The organism is Paenibacillus sp. GCM10023250 (assembly GCF_042653205.1).
Classification (GTDB): Bacteria; Bacillota; Bacilli; order Paenibacillales; family Paenibacillaceae; genus Paenibacillus_Z.
Map to the genome: position 1 here is coordinate 1 of NZ_JBHSHY010000053.1, position 14,436 is coordinate 14,436.

General features: G+C 65.1%; 15 protein-coding genes. 7 read left to right on the forward strand and 8 right to left on the reverse strand.

All coding sequences use genetic code 11. The features are described from left to right. The coding region (locus ACFPB1_RS24610) for an SWIM zinc finger family protein (RefSeq protein ID WP_379228826.1) at positions 1-386 on the reverse strand (386 nt) is incomplete at its 3' end. A 395-nt stretch (positions 387-781) separates the two neighbouring features. On the opposite strand from ACFPB1_RS24610, the gene ACFPB1_RS24615 reads away from it, so the two are divergent. Beyond that, positions 782-1,252 (forward strand): DinB family protein, encoded by a 471-nt coding sequence (locus ACFPB1_RS24615; RefSeq protein WP_379228827.1) that lies wholly within the window; start codon positions 782-784, stop codon positions 1,250-1,252. 134 nt (positions 1,253-1,386) lie between these two features. Here ACFPB1_RS24615 and ACFPB1_RS24620 read toward each other — a convergent pair whose 3' ends face one another. The 6 genes from ACFPB1_RS24620 to ACFPB1_RS24645 all read right to left on the reverse strand — a co-directional run bounded on the left by ACFPB1_RS24620 (position 1,387) and on the right by ACFPB1_RS24645 (position 7,740). Then, entirely contained in the window at positions 1,387-2,232 is an 846-nt protein-coding gene (locus tag ACFPB1_RS24620) for a metal ABC transporter permease (RefSeq protein ID WP_379228828.1), read from the reverse strand. A gap of 219 nt (positions 2,233-2,451) precedes the next feature. Beyond that, a complete protein-coding gene (locus ACFPB1_RS24625; protein ID WP_379228829.1) occupies positions 2,452-3,336 on the reverse strand; it encodes a metal ABC transporter ATP-binding protein in 885 nt (294 codons plus the stop codon). Positions 3,337-3,376: 40 nt separating this feature from the next. Next, a complete protein-coding gene (locus ACFPB1_RS24630) occupies positions 3,377-4,375 on the reverse strand; it encodes a metal ABC transporter solute-binding protein, Zn/Mn family (protein ID WP_379228830.1) in 999 nt (332 codons plus the stop codon). 357 nt (positions 4,376-4,732) lie between these two features. Further along, positions 4,733-5,785, reverse strand: coding sequence for an LLM class flavin-dependent oxidoreductase (locus tag ACFPB1_RS24635; protein ID WP_379228857.1), 1,053 nt, complete (start codon positions 5,783-5,785; stop codon positions 4,733-4,735). A gap of 112 nt (positions 5,786-5,897) precedes the next feature. Beyond that, positions 5,898-6,572, reverse strand: a complete 675-nt coding sequence (locus tag ACFPB1_RS24640; RefSeq protein ID WP_379228832.1) for a response regulator — start codon at positions 6,570-6,572, stop codon at positions 5,898-5,900. Next, positions 6,553-7,740: a sensor histidine kinase gene (locus tag ACFPB1_RS24645; RefSeq protein WP_379228833.1), complete on the reverse strand. Its 1,188-nt coding sequence runs from the start codon at positions 7,738-7,740 to the stop codon at positions 6,553-6,555. The genes ACFPB1_RS24640 and ACFPB1_RS24645 overlap by 20 nt, the downstream gene beginning before the upstream one ends. 244 nt (positions 7,741-7,984) lie before the next feature. On the opposite strand from ACFPB1_RS24645, the gene ACFPB1_RS24650 reads away from it, so the two are divergent. Next, on the forward strand, positions 7,985-8,494 hold the full coding sequence (locus ACFPB1_RS24650) for a hypothetical protein (protein WP_379228834.1): 510 nt from the start codon (positions 7,985-7,987) through the stop codon (positions 8,492-8,494). Positions 8,495-8,730: 236 nt separating this feature from the next. Beyond that, a complete protein-coding gene (locus tag ACFPB1_RS24655) occupies positions 8,731-9,207 on the forward strand; it encodes a hypothetical protein (protein ID WP_379228836.1) in 477 nt (158 codons plus the stop codon). 32 nt (positions 9,208-9,239) lie between these two features. Here ACFPB1_RS24655 and ACFPB1_RS24660 read toward each other — a convergent pair whose 3' ends face one another. Beyond that, entirely contained in the window at positions 9,240-10,094 is an 855-nt protein-coding gene (locus tag ACFPB1_RS24660; protein ID WP_379228837.1) for a helix-turn-helix domain-containing protein, read from the reverse strand. A gap of 200 nt (positions 10,095-10,294) precedes the next feature. On the opposite strand from ACFPB1_RS24660, the gene ACFPB1_RS24665 reads away from it, so the two are divergent. From ACFPB1_RS24665 to ACFPB1_RS24680, 4 genes are all read left to right on the forward strand, one after another. After that, positions 10,295-10,453 (forward strand): hypothetical protein, encoded by a 159-nt coding sequence (locus ACFPB1_RS24665; protein WP_379228839.1) that lies wholly within the window; start codon positions 10,295-10,297, stop codon positions 10,451-10,453. A gap of 97 nt (positions 10,454-10,550) precedes the next feature. Beyond that, entirely contained in the window at positions 10,551-12,218 is a 1,668-nt protein-coding gene (locus ACFPB1_RS24670) for a beta-L-arabinofuranosidase domain-containing protein (protein WP_379228858.1), read from the forward strand. A 273-nt stretch (positions 12,219-12,491) separates the two neighbouring features. Next, the gene (locus ACFPB1_RS24675; RefSeq protein ID WP_379228840.1) at positions 12,492-13,373 is read left to right on the forward strand and encodes an aminoglycoside 6-adenylyltransferase; all 882 of its coding nucleotides are present in this window, start codon (positions 12,492-12,494) and stop codon (positions 13,371-13,373) included. Between the two features lie 29 nt (positions 13,374-13,402). Beyond that, positions 13,403-14,254, forward strand: coding sequence for an aldo/keto reductase (locus ACFPB1_RS24680; RefSeq protein ID WP_379228841.1), 852 nt, complete (start codon positions 13,403-13,405; stop codon positions 14,252-14,254). Positions 14,255-14,436 lie beyond the last annotated feature (182 nt).

Consider the following 14,436-nt stretch of genomic DNA (forward strand, 5'->3'; position numbering starts at 1 on the left):
CGCGCGGCGGCGGCGTCCGCGTCGGCGCCGGAGCCGCGGCGGCCTGCCTCCGTCGCCGGGCGGCCTTCCGCCGCGGGCGCGCCCGGCGTGCGGCCCGCCTGCCGCGCGTCGTGGATCAGCAGCAGCACCGCGGCGATATGCGAGCAGTATTTATCGTAGGACGACAGCGACGGGCAGCTGCAGCGGGCCGTGACGTCGCCGTCCTCGCCGATGCGCAGCGCCACGTCGAACGCGTCCTGCTGTTCGACGGTCGCCTCGCACCGGCCGGCCGCGGCGTCGTAGTACGTGACCGCGACCTTGCCGGCGCGGAACGCGGCCTCGCCGCGCTTATAGGAAAGCCGGCCGCACATGGATTGGATGGCGGACAGCGTGAGGGAGTGGGACATGCGTCGGTCGCCTCCTTGGTTTGCCGATCAGGTCCGGGGTTCGCATTCAGGTCTCGCATGCCCCGGGTGCCTGCATGCGATAGTTCGTCGGCTCAAGTATACCTTCCCTTTCGACGGTTTGAAAGGGGTGCGGACCGGGCGGCGGGCCGCCGCGCGCGAAAAGGAAAAATTAGGGTTGACGCCCCGTGGGCCGTTTAGGTAAGATGATGACAACGACAAAGGAGGTGAGGGCAATGAAGACCAATCGCAAAGCATCGGTGTCGCAATTCGCCCCCCTTACGGATCGGATGTCTATCTAGGACGCGCCGCGCGCGTTCGCGTAGATGCCGGCCACGGGCAGATTGCCCGTGGTCTTTTTGTTTTTTCCTAATTTGCTTGAGCAGGAGGCTGAACGAATGTTGAAATTATTCGAATATAACTGGCAGGTTCGGCAGGATTGGTTCGCTTGGTGCCAGGACGTTCCCGAAGAAGAGCTGCTCCGCCAGCGGACGGGCGGGATCGGCGGGATCCTGCATACGCTGTTCCACATTGCCGATGTGGAATACAGCTGGCTGTCCGTGCTGCAAGGGAAGCCGGAGTTCACGGAGCCGTTCGACAACTATGCCGGCTTGCGGCGCGTGACGGAATTGTCGGCGCGCTTTCATGAGGAGGTGCGTCCGTTCGTCATGGCGTGGACCGGCGAGATGGAAGACCGGGTGCTGTCGGAGATCGCCCCGGGAGGCGAACCCGTCTCCTTCAAGCACGGCGAAATCATGCGGCACGTCATCGCCCATGAAATCCATCATATCGGCCAATTGTCGGTGTGGTCGAGGGAGATCGGCAAAGTTCCCGTGACGGCGAATTTGATTCGCAGGGGATTGTTTTGACCGAAGGCCGCAGGATGACGGGAACGGATTGAACGCCGATTCGCGTTCGTTTCACTTTGATAGCAAGATAGAAAGAGATGCAAAAAGCCGGCCCCTCCCCTACGGGAAGGACCGGCTTTTATTGGATTCGCGATTCATGCCCCGCCGGCCTCGGCCGCCTCGAGCATGGCGTCCGGCGCGGCCGCGCGCCGCTCCCGGAGCCGACGCCAAGCCAGCGCCCCGAAGTAAAACAGCGCCTCCAGCGCCGTAATATAGAAGCTCACCGGCGCGTTCGTGTAGTAGCTGAGCGCCAGGCCGCCCCAGACGCCGAGCACGCCGAAGGCGACGGACCAGGCGATCATGCGGGAGACCGCGTGCGACATCTGCCGCGCGGCCGCGGCCGGGGCGGTCATCAGCGTGAAGACGAGCAGCGCGCCGACGATCAGGATCGCCTCGGACACGGCGACCGCGAGCAGCAGCAGGAAGCCGATGGACAGGAGGCGGACCGGCAGCCGCGCCGCCTGGGCGCCGGCGGGGTCGAACGAGTCGAATTTCAGCGGCTTATAGAGGAGCGCGAGCGCCGCGAGCACGGCGGCCGACAAGTAGACGATTTCGAGCACGTTGTCCCAGCTGATGCCGACGACGTTGCCGAACAGCAGCGCGGTCATGGCCGCCGCCTTCTTCGCCGACAGCGAGAGAAAGAGCAGGCCGAGGCCGAGGAACAGGCTCAGCACGACGCTGATCGTCACCTCCCGCCGGAACACCTTGACGCCGAGGCTGCCGATGGCGAATGCGCTCGCGACCGAGAACAGCAGGAGTCCGCCGATGGGATTCCACCCTGCGTACACGGAGAAGGCCGCCCCGGAGAAGCCGATATGCGAGAACGTATGGGTGATGAACGACAATTGGCGGGCAATGACGAATACCCCGATGACGCCGGCCATGACGGCCACGAGCGTGCCCGCCAGCAGCGCGTGCTGCATGAACGCGTAATGAAGCATGGTAACCCTCCTAACCGAGCGTTAAACGTTAACAGCGGCAAAGGTGATTGGTTTGCGTTCACTGGCGAAGGCCAGGGAATGCAGCATTCACCGGTACAAAGGTGATTGGTTTGCGTTCACTGGCGAAGGCCAGGGAATGCAGCATTCACCGGTACAAAGGTGATTGGTTTGCGTTCACTGGCGAAGGCCAGGGAATGCAACATTCACCGATACAAATGGTTAATGCCGGCAAATGCCGGGGGCCGGCTCGCCGGTAATGGTCACGAGCAGCTTGCCGTCGGCGCGCAGGACGTCGACCTTGCCGCCGTATAGCCGCTGCAGCACCTCGGTTCGCATGACCTCGTCGACGGTGCCGACGGCATGCCGGCGCGGCGTGAGGTACAAGATCCGGTCGGCGTAGCGGTTCACGAGGTTCACGTCGTGGCTGATCAGCAGCACGGCGGCGTTCCGCTCGCGGCGGACGCGGTCGATGACGGCGGCCATGTCCTCCTGCGCGCCGGGGTCCAGGTTGGACGTCGGCTCGTCAAGCAGGAGTAGCCGCGGATTGCGGACGAGCGCCTGCGCCAGGTAGATCCGCTGGCGTTCGCCGCCGGAGAGCCGGCCGACGGACGCGCGGGCGAGCCGCGCGGATCCGGTCAGCTCCAGCGCCTCCTGCACAGTGCGCTTCTCCGCGCGGTTCAGCCACGGCCGGATGGCGTGCGGCAGACCGAGGCAGACGAAGTCCCAGGCGTGCATCGGCAGTTCCGGGTCGATCTGCCGGAATTGCGGGACGTAGCCGACCGCCGTTTGGCCGGCTCCCGTCGGCCGGGGGAGGACGATGCTGCCTGCCTGCGGCTTGACGAGGCCGAGCAAGGCGCGGAACAGCGTCGTTTTGCCGGCGCCGTTTGGGCCGAGAATGCCCAGGAATTCGCCCGGGTTCACTTGGAACGAGAGATCGTTCAGGATCGGTCTTCCGTTCAGATGCACGCTGAGCTGCTTGACCGCGAGTGCGGCATCGCCGGCGCCATTCGTCAAGGACGGCGCGGGATCGGGAGCCGGCGCAGGCGGGGACGGCGAAGCGGGTGCAGGCACGGGATCGGGTGAGTTGACGGTCAAGGGATTCATGTCGGTTCCTCCTTCGTGCATAATCGGCCGGAGCCAGGCATCAGCCGAGCGCGGCTTTGATCTGATCGAGAATGTCCGTCATCCACGCGACGTAGTCCTTGCCGGCGGGCAGCGTTTCGGTCACCTCGACGACGGGAACGCCGCTTTGCCCGGCGAGGTCGACGAGATGCTGCACGGTCGGGCTGGTGGCCTGCGTGTTATTGACGAAGAAGGCGATCTTCTTGCCCTTGATTTCGTCCTGGAGCTGCGCGACGTCCTGCGGGGCCGGGTCGGTTTCTTCCTCGGCGGCCCTTTTGAACGTATCGTCCGTGATGCGGAGGTTCAGCGCCTGCGCCATGTAATCGAATACGGGCTCGGAGACGGCGACCGGGAGCGGCTCTGCTTGCTTGAGCTCCGAGACCGCTTCGGTCAGCGGCGCCAGCGATTGCTTGTAGTCGGCAGCCTGCTTCGCGTAGTCCGCCTTATGGTCCGGATCCAGCCGTCCGAGCCGGTCGGCCAAATAATCCGCGTAGCGGCCCATCGTGTCCGGGTTGTACCACACATGCTCGTTGTCGCCGTCCTGCCGCGCCATGACGTCGCTCGCGACGCGGATGACCGTCTTGTCCGCAGCCTTGCCGGAGGCGTCGATCAGCTTCTGCGCCCATTCGTCGTAGCCGATGCCGTTGAAAATCACGACGGCCGCCTCGTCGACCGCCTTGGACGCGTCCGGCGTCGGCTCGTAATCGTGCGGGTCGGCGTCCGGGCTCGTCAGCAGGGACGTCACGTCGACGTACGCGCCGCCGACCGCCTCCGCGACCTCGCCGTAAAAGTTCTCTGCCGCGACGATGCGGATCTTGCCGGCGTCCGCCGCGCTGCCGTTTGCGCTAGAGTTGCCGTTTGCGCTTGAGGCGCTGTTCTCGGTGCCGCCGCTGGTTGCGCTGCTACTGTCCGAGCCTTCGCCGCCGGCTCCGCAGCCGCTGGCCAGCACGAGCAGGGTACCCAGCAGGACCGCCGCGGCGCTCCGTTTCATGGCACGCTTGTGAATCAGTCGTTTGTTCATGGTTTTATCTCTCCTTATTTTTATTCGTAATATTTACGATTTAAAGGCATGACGCCATTATAGGCACGGTGCCATTCGGGCGTCAATGCTTTTTCGTAAAGTTTACAAATAAAGTTGAGGGGTGGGGGTTGTTTGCCGGCGAACATGAGGCCGAAAATGCCGGAATTGGCGAAAGAGCGGTACGAGGTACGGCACATGAGGCCGAAATTGGCGGAATCGCCAAATGAGCGGTACGAGGTACGGTACATCAGGCCGAAATTGGCGAAACCGCCGCAAGAGCGGTACGAGGTACCGTTTCTTGCGGTCAACAATCCAAAAAGGCTAGCCCGCGCCGTGAGCGGACTAGCCTTTTGCCAATTACTTCGTGCCTTCGATCCGTGCCAGCTCCTCCAGCACGAGCGGCTTCACCTTCGTGCCGAGCAGCTCGATGGCGCGGAGCACGTCCTGATGCGGCATCGTGCCGACGTTCACGTGCAGGAAGAAGCGCGTGATGCCGAGGTTCTTGCGCAGCAGAACGATTTTCTCCGCGACGTACTCGGGGTCGCCGAGGTAGAGGGCGCCGCGAAGGCTGCGCGCGTCATCGTACGTGGCGCGCGTGTACGGCTGGTTCCAGCCGCGCTCGCGGCCGATTTTGTTCATCTGCGCCTGTGTCGGCTTGAAGAACAGCTCCGCCGTGGCGTTCGTGTCGTCGCCGACGAAACCGTGCGAATGCGTCGCGATCGGCAGCTTCTCCGGATCGTGCCCCGCCTGCGCGGCCGCCCGCTTGTACAGGTCGACGAGCGGCGCGAATTGCTCCGGCATGCCGCCGATGATCGCGAAGGCGATCGGCAGGCCGAGCAGCCCCGCGCGGATGGCGGACTGCGCGTTGCCGCCGCTGGCGATCCAGACTGGGAGCGGATCCTGGACGGAACGCGGGTAGACGCCGAGATTCTGAATCGCCGGGCGGTGCCCGCCGCGCCAGGTCACCTTTTCCGAAGCCCGGATCTGGAGCAGCAGCTCCAGCTTCTCTTCGAACAGCTCGTCGTAATCGTCCAGGCTGTAGCCGAACAGCGGGAACGATTCGATGAACGAGCCGCGGCCAGCCATGATTTCCGCCCGTCCGTTCGAGATGCCGTCCAGCGTCGCGAACGACTGGTAGACCCGTACCGGGTCGTCCGAGGACAGCACGGTCACGGCGCTCGTCAGCCGGATGCGCTGCGTCAGGCCGGCGGCTGCCGCCAGCACGACGGCAGGCGCGGTCCCCGCGTAATCGGGGCGGTGATGCTCGCCGATACCGTACACGTCCAGGCCGGCGCGGTCGGCGACGACGATCTCTTCCACCGCCTGCCGCAGCCGCTCGGCGTGACTGATGACCGCGCCCGTCTCCGGATCCGGCGTCGCTTCCAAAAACGTACTGATCCCGATTTCCATCGGTTTTGCCAATTCTGCCATGTGAGCGCCCCCTCCTTTTTCTCCAGTGTACGCAATATCGGAAAGTTTCTCAAGAATAGTAAGTAAATTTCGAATTGGAAAGTCGGAAGCGCTACTTCACCATCCCGTGCCGCAGCGCCGCCACGACGACCTGCGTCCGGTCCTCGCAGCCGAATTTCTGCAATATCCGGTGCACATGGGACTTGACCGTGCCTTCGGTAATGAACAGCTTCCGGGCGATGCGGTCGTTGCGCAGTCCGTACGCCATCTCCTGCAAAATCTCCCGCTCCCGCTCCGTCAGCGGCTCCAGCAGCGGGGGCGCCGCGCCCGCGTCCGGCACGAGGCAGGCGGAAGACACCGCGCGCGACAGCGCGCCCGCCGCGAGGTCCGTCCGGTACACCGCTTCGCCGCGGTACGCGGAACGGACCGCCTCGAGCATGTCCTCCACGTCTGCGTCCTTCAGCAAATACCCGACGGCGCCCGCGCGGATGACCTCGTAGATGTAATCCGGGTCGTTGAACGTCGTCAGCACGACGATTTTCACGTCCGGCAGCAGCGCCATAATCGCTCTCGCGGCTTCGATCCCCGACATCTCCGGCATCTGGATGTCCATCAGCACGATGTCCGGCCGCAGCGCCAGCGCCTGCGCGACCGCTTCCCGCCCGTCGGCCGCCTCGCCCGCGAGCGCCATGTCCTCCTGCAGCCCGATGACGTAGCCGAAGCCCTGCCGGATCATCTTCTGGTCGTCCGCCAGCAGCACCTTGATTTTACCGTCCGTCGTCGCCATCGCAATCCCCCGTTTCGTCGCCGGAGCCGTCCGGCAGCTCCGCTTTGATCTCGAACCCGTGCGGCTCCGCCGCCCTCCACGTCAGCCGTCCGCCGCGTTCCTCGAGCCGCGCCCGCATCGTTCTCAGCCCGAAGCCTTCCCGCACGTCGCCGTCCGCCCCGGTTAGTCCGTCGTCCCGGACAAGCAGGACGATCCGTCCATCCTCGCGATACAACCGCACGTCGGCGCGCGTCGCCCCCGAATGGCGGACGAGGTTGGTGATTGCCTCCTGCAGCACGCCGAAGAGCAGCGCGCCGTCCGCTTCCCCGGCTTCGTCCTCCGCCAGCTCCGACAGAAACGCGTAGCCGACGCCGGCCGTCGCCTCCATCCGGGCAAGCAGCGCTCGAAGCGGCGCCAAGCCGGACACCGCCCGATCGTCGGCGAGCGCGTGAACCGACGTCCGGATGTCCTGCAGCCCCTGCCGGGCCACGTCCAGCATGCCGGACAGCGACTGCTCCGCCTGCGCGGGATCCTTCGCGATCATGTAGCGCAGCGCCTGCATCTGCACGATCAGCGAGGTCAGGCTGTGGCCGACCGCGTCGTGGATGTCGCGGGCGATCCGCGCCCGTTCGTCCAGCACCGCGTTGCGCATCGACGCCGCGGAAGCCTCCTGCAGATGGGCGTACGCCTCCTGCAGCTCCGCCAAATGCTGCTTGTTCGCCTCGTACGCGCTGTCGCGCTCGCGGCGGCTCCGCACGTTGACATAGAAGAAGGCCGCGATGATGACGAACGAGGCGAAGCTGGTCAGGTTCACTTCCCCGAACGCCGTGTACAGCAAAGTGACCGCGATCATCGCGGCGAGCAGCGGCACGCGCTTGGGGCCGAGAAACAGTCGGATGGCCGTCGTGACCATGATCGCCGCGAGAAAATAAATCAGGACGTTTTCCTTGAACCAGATCATGCCCGCCGCGGTTTCCAGCGCGACCAGTCCGACGAACGCGAGCGACATCGCGCGGGGCTGCCAGAACGCCCGCAGGACGAACCGGCTGACGAACGTCGCCCAGATGAGGACGTTCAGCGCGATTTTGACGGGCGAACCCGCGAAGAATCCGTTCAGGTGCATCAGCAGGGCGATGAATACCGTAACGGTGGCCGCGCGGATGACGAAGCGCTGGTCCTGCAAGTCCATATGAGTGTCGCCCCCATCCGCCGCGCGCTCTTGCGCCGGCCGTAATCGTACGTACGCGATACGTTCATTGTAGCCGCGCCGCCGGCCGGAACGCAACGCGGCTATCGATCGACGCCGGCTGTCTCTATCCATGGATAGAGGAGCGGTCTCGCCGGGTTCTATCCGCCGTCGGTCGAGCGGACAAGCCGGTTCGCGCTATGATGGTACCTGTTCGGTAACGTTGATACGAGGAGGCGGCATTTCAATGCAGCAGCTTATCATTTTAGTATTGGTTGGTTTCGTGGGGTATCGGATCGTTCGCCGGGTGAAGGGCAATTTCACGTGGCGCGCGATCCGGCCGGGCCGCATGGGGGCGCGGATGCTTCTGCTTGCGGCTGTCGGCGTGATTTTCCTGGCGGAGGGCGGGTTCAGCGCGGTCGGCGTCGTCTCGGATATACTGGGCATTCTGATCGGCGCGGCGCTCGGCATCGTCGGCGCGGCCATGACGGCGTACGAACGGCGCGGGGCGGTCTTGTACTACAAAGGCAACGCGTGGATCGGCGGCATCGTGACCGTGCTGTTCATCGGGCGCTTGGGGTACCGCGTCTACGAGATGATGACGGCTTCCGGCGACGGCGGCTGGAGCAGCGCGAGCTTCGCCGCGGGCGGCAGCGGCTGGGCGTCCGGGCTCATGCTGATCATGTTCGCTTATTACATCGTTTATTATGCGCTGCTGCTCCGGCAGGACAAAGGCGCGCCGGCGCGTATGCGGTAAGCGGGGGACGGATCCGGCAACAGGAGCGCGCGTTGGCGTGCAGCCGGCGGCGGGCTCGCGCGTTCATTCGGCCGGCGTACGGCACGCTTCGCCCCGCCGATCATTAACGCGATTCACGATTGACCGCATGATCCTTAACCGCATGATCCTTCATGCGGTTATTGGTTTGCGCCGTTAACCGCGCGGATACGCTGTAGACAAGAGGAAGCGCCGCGCTTCCTCTCGGAGGTGAAAGGGTGAAAGCGACGAAAATCGGCATTCTGATCGGTTTGACCGCGGTAGCCGGGTATGCGTTGCTGCTAGCGGCCTACGGGGCGGTCGTCCGTTGGGACGGGTATTCCGCGGAGCGGAGGACGAAGGCTTTTTTGCATCAAGTCCAGAGCCAGCGCGACCAAGCCGCGGCGCGGTCGATCGATGCGTCCGAGCACGAGCCGGAATGGGAACGGCGCATGGCGGAGATACGTCGAATGGGACTGCGCCTGGCCGCTTACCGGCAGGTCAGTGCCGAATACGACGACGGCGGGTATAACACGGGGCATGCGCGGCTGACCTGGGAGCTGGACGGACGAACGCTCGACACGGAGGCGATCCTCACCTTCGGCCGGGGCGGCAAGCCCCGCCAGGTCTGCGCCGTAACGCCGGCGGGACGCGCGCCCGGCTCGATTCCGGCGCTTGCGGCATGGAACCGGCTCATGTGCGGCGCGGATTTTTGAACGGGCCGCTACCGCGGGGCGCCGGCCGTCCCTCACGTTCGATACCGCTGGCGGAATGCCTTCGGCCGCGTCCCCGTATGCTTGCCGAAGCAGCGGACGAAATACGAGAACGTGACGAACCCCGTATCCTCCGCGATTTTGCCGATCGGCTCGCCGGTGTGGATGAGCAGCTGCTTGGCCTGCTCGATCCGGTAGCGGGTCAAGTAATCGAGCGGCGTGCAGCCGAACGCCTTCTTCATGCAGACCGCGATGTAGTTGGGGTGAAAATGCAGCTGCTCCGCCAGCGTCTTATAGCTGACCGGTTCCCGGTAGCAGCGCCGCAAGTACGCGGCAGCCTCGTCCGCCAGCGCGAGCTGCGGGTCTTTGGCGGACGCGCCGCCTTCCTCCTGCAGCCGCCCGAGGAGCTGCTGGAACAGCCCTTGCTGCCGGAACCGGGCGCCCGCCCCGGGCGTCGCCTGCAGCCGCATCAGCTCCTCGAGCCAGGCGTATGCCTCTTCCTTAACAGGCAGCATGCCCGCGCGCGGCACGTGGTAGACGAACGTCTCGATCTGCAAGTACGGCGAGGCATAGTCGGGAACGACGTACGGCTCCCGCTCCGTGACCTCGCTCCAGCTGCCCAGCGTCTGAAAATGCAGCCAATAAAAATGCGTTTCCGCGTCGCACGGCTTCAGTGTCCGATGGGCGCGGTCGGGGCGCAGGATGGCGTAGCCGCCGGCGGGCACCGGCAGCGGCAAGCCTTCCTCCTCGAGGTACAGGCAGCCGCGCGTCGCCGCGAGCAGGTCGAACACGCCGATGCCGGTCCGGGCCGCGTGGCCGCCGCCGGCCGGGTACGTGTCCTGCCCCGACGCGATGTAATGCGGCATCGGGGGAGAAGTGAATCGGAACATTATGCTGCCGCTCCTTTATGTTGATTCCCCTCCAGTATACGGGTATAGCAGGTATCCCGCCAGCCGCTGCCCGTCCCTTCATAAGTTGTGATCGGTCAATTCGGCGTTGTCATCGGCTATCGGCCCGAGCTGCCTTCGCATGTTATATTCGGGGCATGGGCAAGGCAATAGCACGAAGCGCGAGGGGAGACGAGGACGACATGCACACGACGACAAACAAGCGGACCAGGACCGCGTTCCGGGAGCTGCCGCTCGGCGCGGTCAAGCCGGCCGGCTGGCTGCGCGACCAGCTGCGGATTCAGGCCGACGGCCTGACCGGCCACCTGGAGGAGCACTGGGCCGACGTGGGGGCCGGATAACGGCTGGATCGGCGGGTCGGGCGAGAGCTGGGAGCGGGGGCCGTATTATCTCGACGGCCTGCTGCCGCTTGCCTACACGCTCGGCGACGAACGGCTGATCGCCAAGGCGCAGCGCTGGATCGAATGGTCGCTGGCCAGCCAGCGCGAGGACGGTAATTTCGGTCCGGCGGGACCGATCCAGACGGTGAACAACGACCTGAACAAGCAGCAGGATTGGTGGCACTACATGATCATGCTGAAGGCGATCACGCAGTACGGGGAAGCGACGGGCGATCCGCGGATCGTGCCGTTCCTGACGAAATTTTTCGGCTACGCGGCCCGTTCCATCGAAGGGCATCCGCTGCAGGGCTGGGCGAAGGCCCGCGGCGCGGAGCTCGTGCTCAGCATCCTCTGGCTGCATCGCAGGACGGGCGACGACGCCTTGCTGGCGCTGGCCGGCATCGTGGCGGAGCAGACGACGGACTGGACGGATATCTTCCACGACTTCCCGTATTGGCGCAAGGTCGAGGAGTGGGACTGGACCACGCACGTCGTCAACGTGGCGATGGGTATCAAGGCGCCGGGCATCCGCTACGAGCTGAGCGGCGAGGACGCCCAGCGGGATGCGGTGCACCGCGGCATCGACAGCCTGATGACGTATCACGGCCAGGCGCACGGCATGTTTTCCGGGGACGAATGGCTGTCCGGGACGAGCCCGAGCCAAGGCGTCGAGCTGTGCGCGGTCGTCGAGTACATGTTCTCCATGGAGCAGCTGACCCGGGTGTTCGGCGAAGGACGCTTCGGGGATATCCTGGAGAAGGTCGCCTTCAACGCGCTGCCGGCCACGATTGCCAAGGATTGGAGCTCGCACCAATACGACCAGCAGGTGAACCAGATTCTATGCAACGTCGCGCCGCGCAATTGGAGCAACGGGCCGGACGCGAATCTGTTCGGGCTGCAGCCGAACTTCGGCTGCTGCACGGCGAACATGCACCAGGGCTGGCCGAAATTCGCCTCGCATCTGTGGATGGGCGACGGCGGCGGCGGCCTGGCCGCGGTGTCCTACGCGCCGTGCGTGGTGACGGCCGAGGTCGGCGGCGGCGCGTCCGCGACGATTGCCGTCGGCGGGGCGTATCCGTTCCGCGACGCGGTGACGATCGACATCGGGCTCGACCGGGAAAGCGAGACGTTCGCGCTCTCGCTCCGCATTCCGGGCTGGTGCGAGGCGCCGGCGCTGACGATTAACGGCGCTCCGGCAGCGCTTCACGTCGTGAACGGGTATGCCAAGGTCGAGCGCGCGTGGAGCGACGGGGACCGCTTGACGCTCGTCCTGCCGATGGCCGTGAAGACGGTCTCGCGCAACCTGTATGCGGTCAGCGTCGAGCGCGGTCCGCTCGTCTACGCGCTGCCGATCCGCGAGAACTGGCAGCGGCTGATCAAGCGCGAACGGTTCCACGATTGGGAGCTCTACCCGGGCTCCGCCTGGAAATATGGACTGCTCGCGGAAAGCGGCTTCGACGTAGAGGAGAGCGACGTCCCGTACCAGCCGTTCGACGCGGAGCGGGCGCCGGTGAAGCTCAAGGCGTCCGGCAAGCTCGTGCCCGGCTGGAAGATGGAGGGCAACAACGCCGGCACGCCGCCGATCTACCCGGACGTCAAAGGGCAGGAGACGGAGGAGCTGACGCTCGTGCCGTACGGCAGCGCCCGTCTGCGCATCGGCGAGTTCCCGCTCGTCGGGGAGCGGGAGAAGGCGTGGAAGCGGAAGCTGCGGCCCGGCGGGGCCTGATTCGGCCTGGAAGTATGAAGACCGCGCGGCGGCTACGGCCCCCGTGCGGTTTTTTGGCTTGTCCGTACGGTAAAAAAACAGTTCCCATCCCCCCAATTAATGGTACGATAGAGTTGTGGAACGGATGACATTACATGCGCCGGAAGCGCGGCGCTGCCCTAGGCGGAACGTAGGGCTGCAAGCGCTTGCGGAATTGCCGCGCGCCGTGCGTTTCGCCCTAACGGGCTAATGGGCTAACGGGCCGCACGACTACATCTGCGAGGTGACGACGGCTTGAGAGAAGAACGGGAGATGTTCGACCTGATCCTCGGGGTCGCGAAGGGCGACGAGCGGATCCGGGCCGTCTATATGAACGGCTCGCGCACGAATCCGAACGCGCCGCGGGATCTATTTCAAGATTACGACATCGTGTACGCGGTGACGGAGACGGCGTCGTTCCTGCGGGAGCCCGGCTGGGTGGACGTATTCGGGGAGCGCCTCATCATGCAGGAGCCGGACAGGCTCGATCTGGCGCTCGGCAATCCGGCGGACTTCGACCGCGGCTACGCGTACCTGATGCTGCTGGCCGACGGCAACCGGATCGACCTGACGCTTCAGCCGGTTGAGGTCACGCGGGAGAGCTATGTTCAGGACAAGCTGACCGTCCCGCTGCTGGACAAGGACGGCCTGCTGCCGGCCATCCCCGCGCCCTCGGACGAGGACTACCATGTGCAGCGTCCGACGGCGGGGATGTTCGAGTTTTGCACGAACGAATTCTGGTGGTGCCTGCAGAACGCGGCCAAAGGGCTGTGGCGGGACGAGCTTCCGTACGCCCGGAGCATGTTCGAGCTGACGAGCCGCCAGGAGCTCGACCGGATGGCCGAGTGGTGGATCGGCATGCGGCACGGGTACCGGCTGTCCGCGGGCAAGATGGGCAAGTATTTCAAGACGTATCTGCGCGATGACGATTGGCGGCTGTACGAGCGGACGCTGCCGGGCGGCGGCCGGGAGGGCTTCTGGGACGCGCTCTTCGCGGCGTGCGAGCTGTTCCGCAAGCTGGGCATCGAGGTCGCGGCGCACGGCTCGTTCGTCTACCCGGACGCCGACGACGCCGGCATGACGGCTTATCTGGAGCGGGTCCGCAGCCTGCCGCCGGACGCGAAGGCGATTTTTTAACGCGGTGAATGAAGAGGAGGAGGCATCTTATGCTGCAGCGAAAATTAGGCAAGACCGGAATCGACATTCCGGCTATCGGGCAAGGGACGTGGAAACTCGGCGAGGATCCGCAGCGGGAGCGGGAAGAGATCGAAGCACTGCGCTTCGGCATCGAGCAGGGGCTGACGGTGATCGATACGGCCGAGGATTATGCGAGCGGCGGCTCCGAGCGGGTCGTCGGACGGGCGATCGGCGACGTGCGCGACCGGGTGTTTCTCGTGACGAAGGTCGCGGCGCGCAACTGTTCGTACGAGGGCGTGCTGCAGGCGGCGGAGTCGAGTCTCGAGCGGCTCGGCACGAGCCATATCGACCTGCTGCTGCAGCATTGGCCGAGCGACCGGCACGAGGTCGCCGAGACGATGTCGGGAATGGCCGAGCTGGTCAAGCGCGGCATGGTCAAGCATATCGGCGTCAGCAATTTCTCGGCCGCGCTCATGGCAGAGGCGCAGCGCGGGCTCGGCGACGTGCCGCTCGCGTGCAACCAGGTGCCGTACCATCTGAACGATCGGAGCATCGAGCGCGAGATTTTGCCGTATTGCGAGGCGAACGGAATCACCGTCATGGGGTATTCGCCGTTCGGGTACGCGCCGCAGGTGTTCGGCGGGCAGGGCTTCCCGGAGCCGGGCACGGAGCAGCGCCAGGTTCTGGACGCTATCGGCGCCAAGCACGGCAAAACCGTCTACCAAGTGGCGCTGAACTGGGTGCTGCGGCCGGAACGGCTCATCACGATTCCGAAAGCCGCGAGCCGCGCGCACATCGAAGACAACATCCGGGCGATCGGCTGGGAGCTGGACGCCGAGGATGTGGCGCGCATCGAGGCGGCGTTCCCGGTCAAGGCGTAGGCGAGGCGCCCGCTTGACGGGAGGTTCGTAACATGGCGTCGGCTTAGCGCTGACGCTTCCAGACTCCGGCTCTATCTTCGGGATGGAGCCGGAGTCTTTTTGCTTGGAAGCAATCGGTTGAAAATCGCCGGCGTTCGGTTATAATGGGAATACATGTTCGTGTTTACAGTTCGTACCTGCCC

Excerpts from the sequence above, each read along its gene's own strand:
- ACFPB1_RS24680 (WP_379228841.1), top strand. The coding sequence starts at position 13,403 with ATGCTGCAGCGAAAATTAGGCAAGACCGGAATCGACATTCCGGCTATC.
- ACFPB1_RS24650 (WP_379228834.1), top strand. The coding sequence starts at position 7,985 with ATGCAGCAGCTTATCATTTTAGTATTGGTTGGTTTCGTGGGGTATCGG.
- ACFPB1_RS24620 (WP_379228828.1), bottom strand. The coding sequence starts at position 2,232 with ATGCTTCATTACGCGTTCATGCAGCACGCGCTGCTGGCGGGCACGCTC.
- ACFPB1_RS24665 (WP_379228839.1), top strand. The coding sequence starts at position 10,295 with ATGCACACGACGACAAACAAGCGGACCAGGACCGCGTTCCGGGAGCTG.
- ACFPB1_RS24660 (WP_379228837.1), bottom strand. The coding sequence starts at position 10,094 with ATGTTCCGATTCACTTCTCCCCCGATGCCGCATTACATCGCGTCGGGG.
- ACFPB1_RS24640 (WP_379228832.1), bottom strand. The coding sequence starts at position 6,572 with ATGGCGACGACGGACGGTAAAATCAAGGTGCTGCTGGCGGACGACCAG.
- ACFPB1_RS24635 (WP_379228857.1), bottom strand. The coding sequence starts at position 5,785 with ATGGAAATCGGGATCAGTACGTTTTTGGAAGCGACGCCGGATCCGGAG.
- ACFPB1_RS24625 (WP_379228829.1), bottom strand. The coding sequence starts at position 3,336 with ATGAATCCCTTGACCGTCAACTCACCCGATCCCGTGCCTGCACCCGCT.
- ACFPB1_RS24645 (WP_379228833.1), bottom strand. The coding sequence starts at position 7,740 with ATGGACTTGCAGGACCAGCGCTTCGTCATCCGCGCGGCCACCGTTACG.
- ACFPB1_RS24630 (WP_379228830.1), bottom strand. The coding sequence starts at position 4,375 with ATGAACAAACGACTGATTCACAAGCGTGCCATGAAACGGAGCGCCGCG.
- ACFPB1_RS24615 (WP_379228827.1), top strand. The coding sequence starts at position 782 with ATGTTGAAATTATTCGAATATAACTGGCAGGTTCGGCAGGATTGGTTC.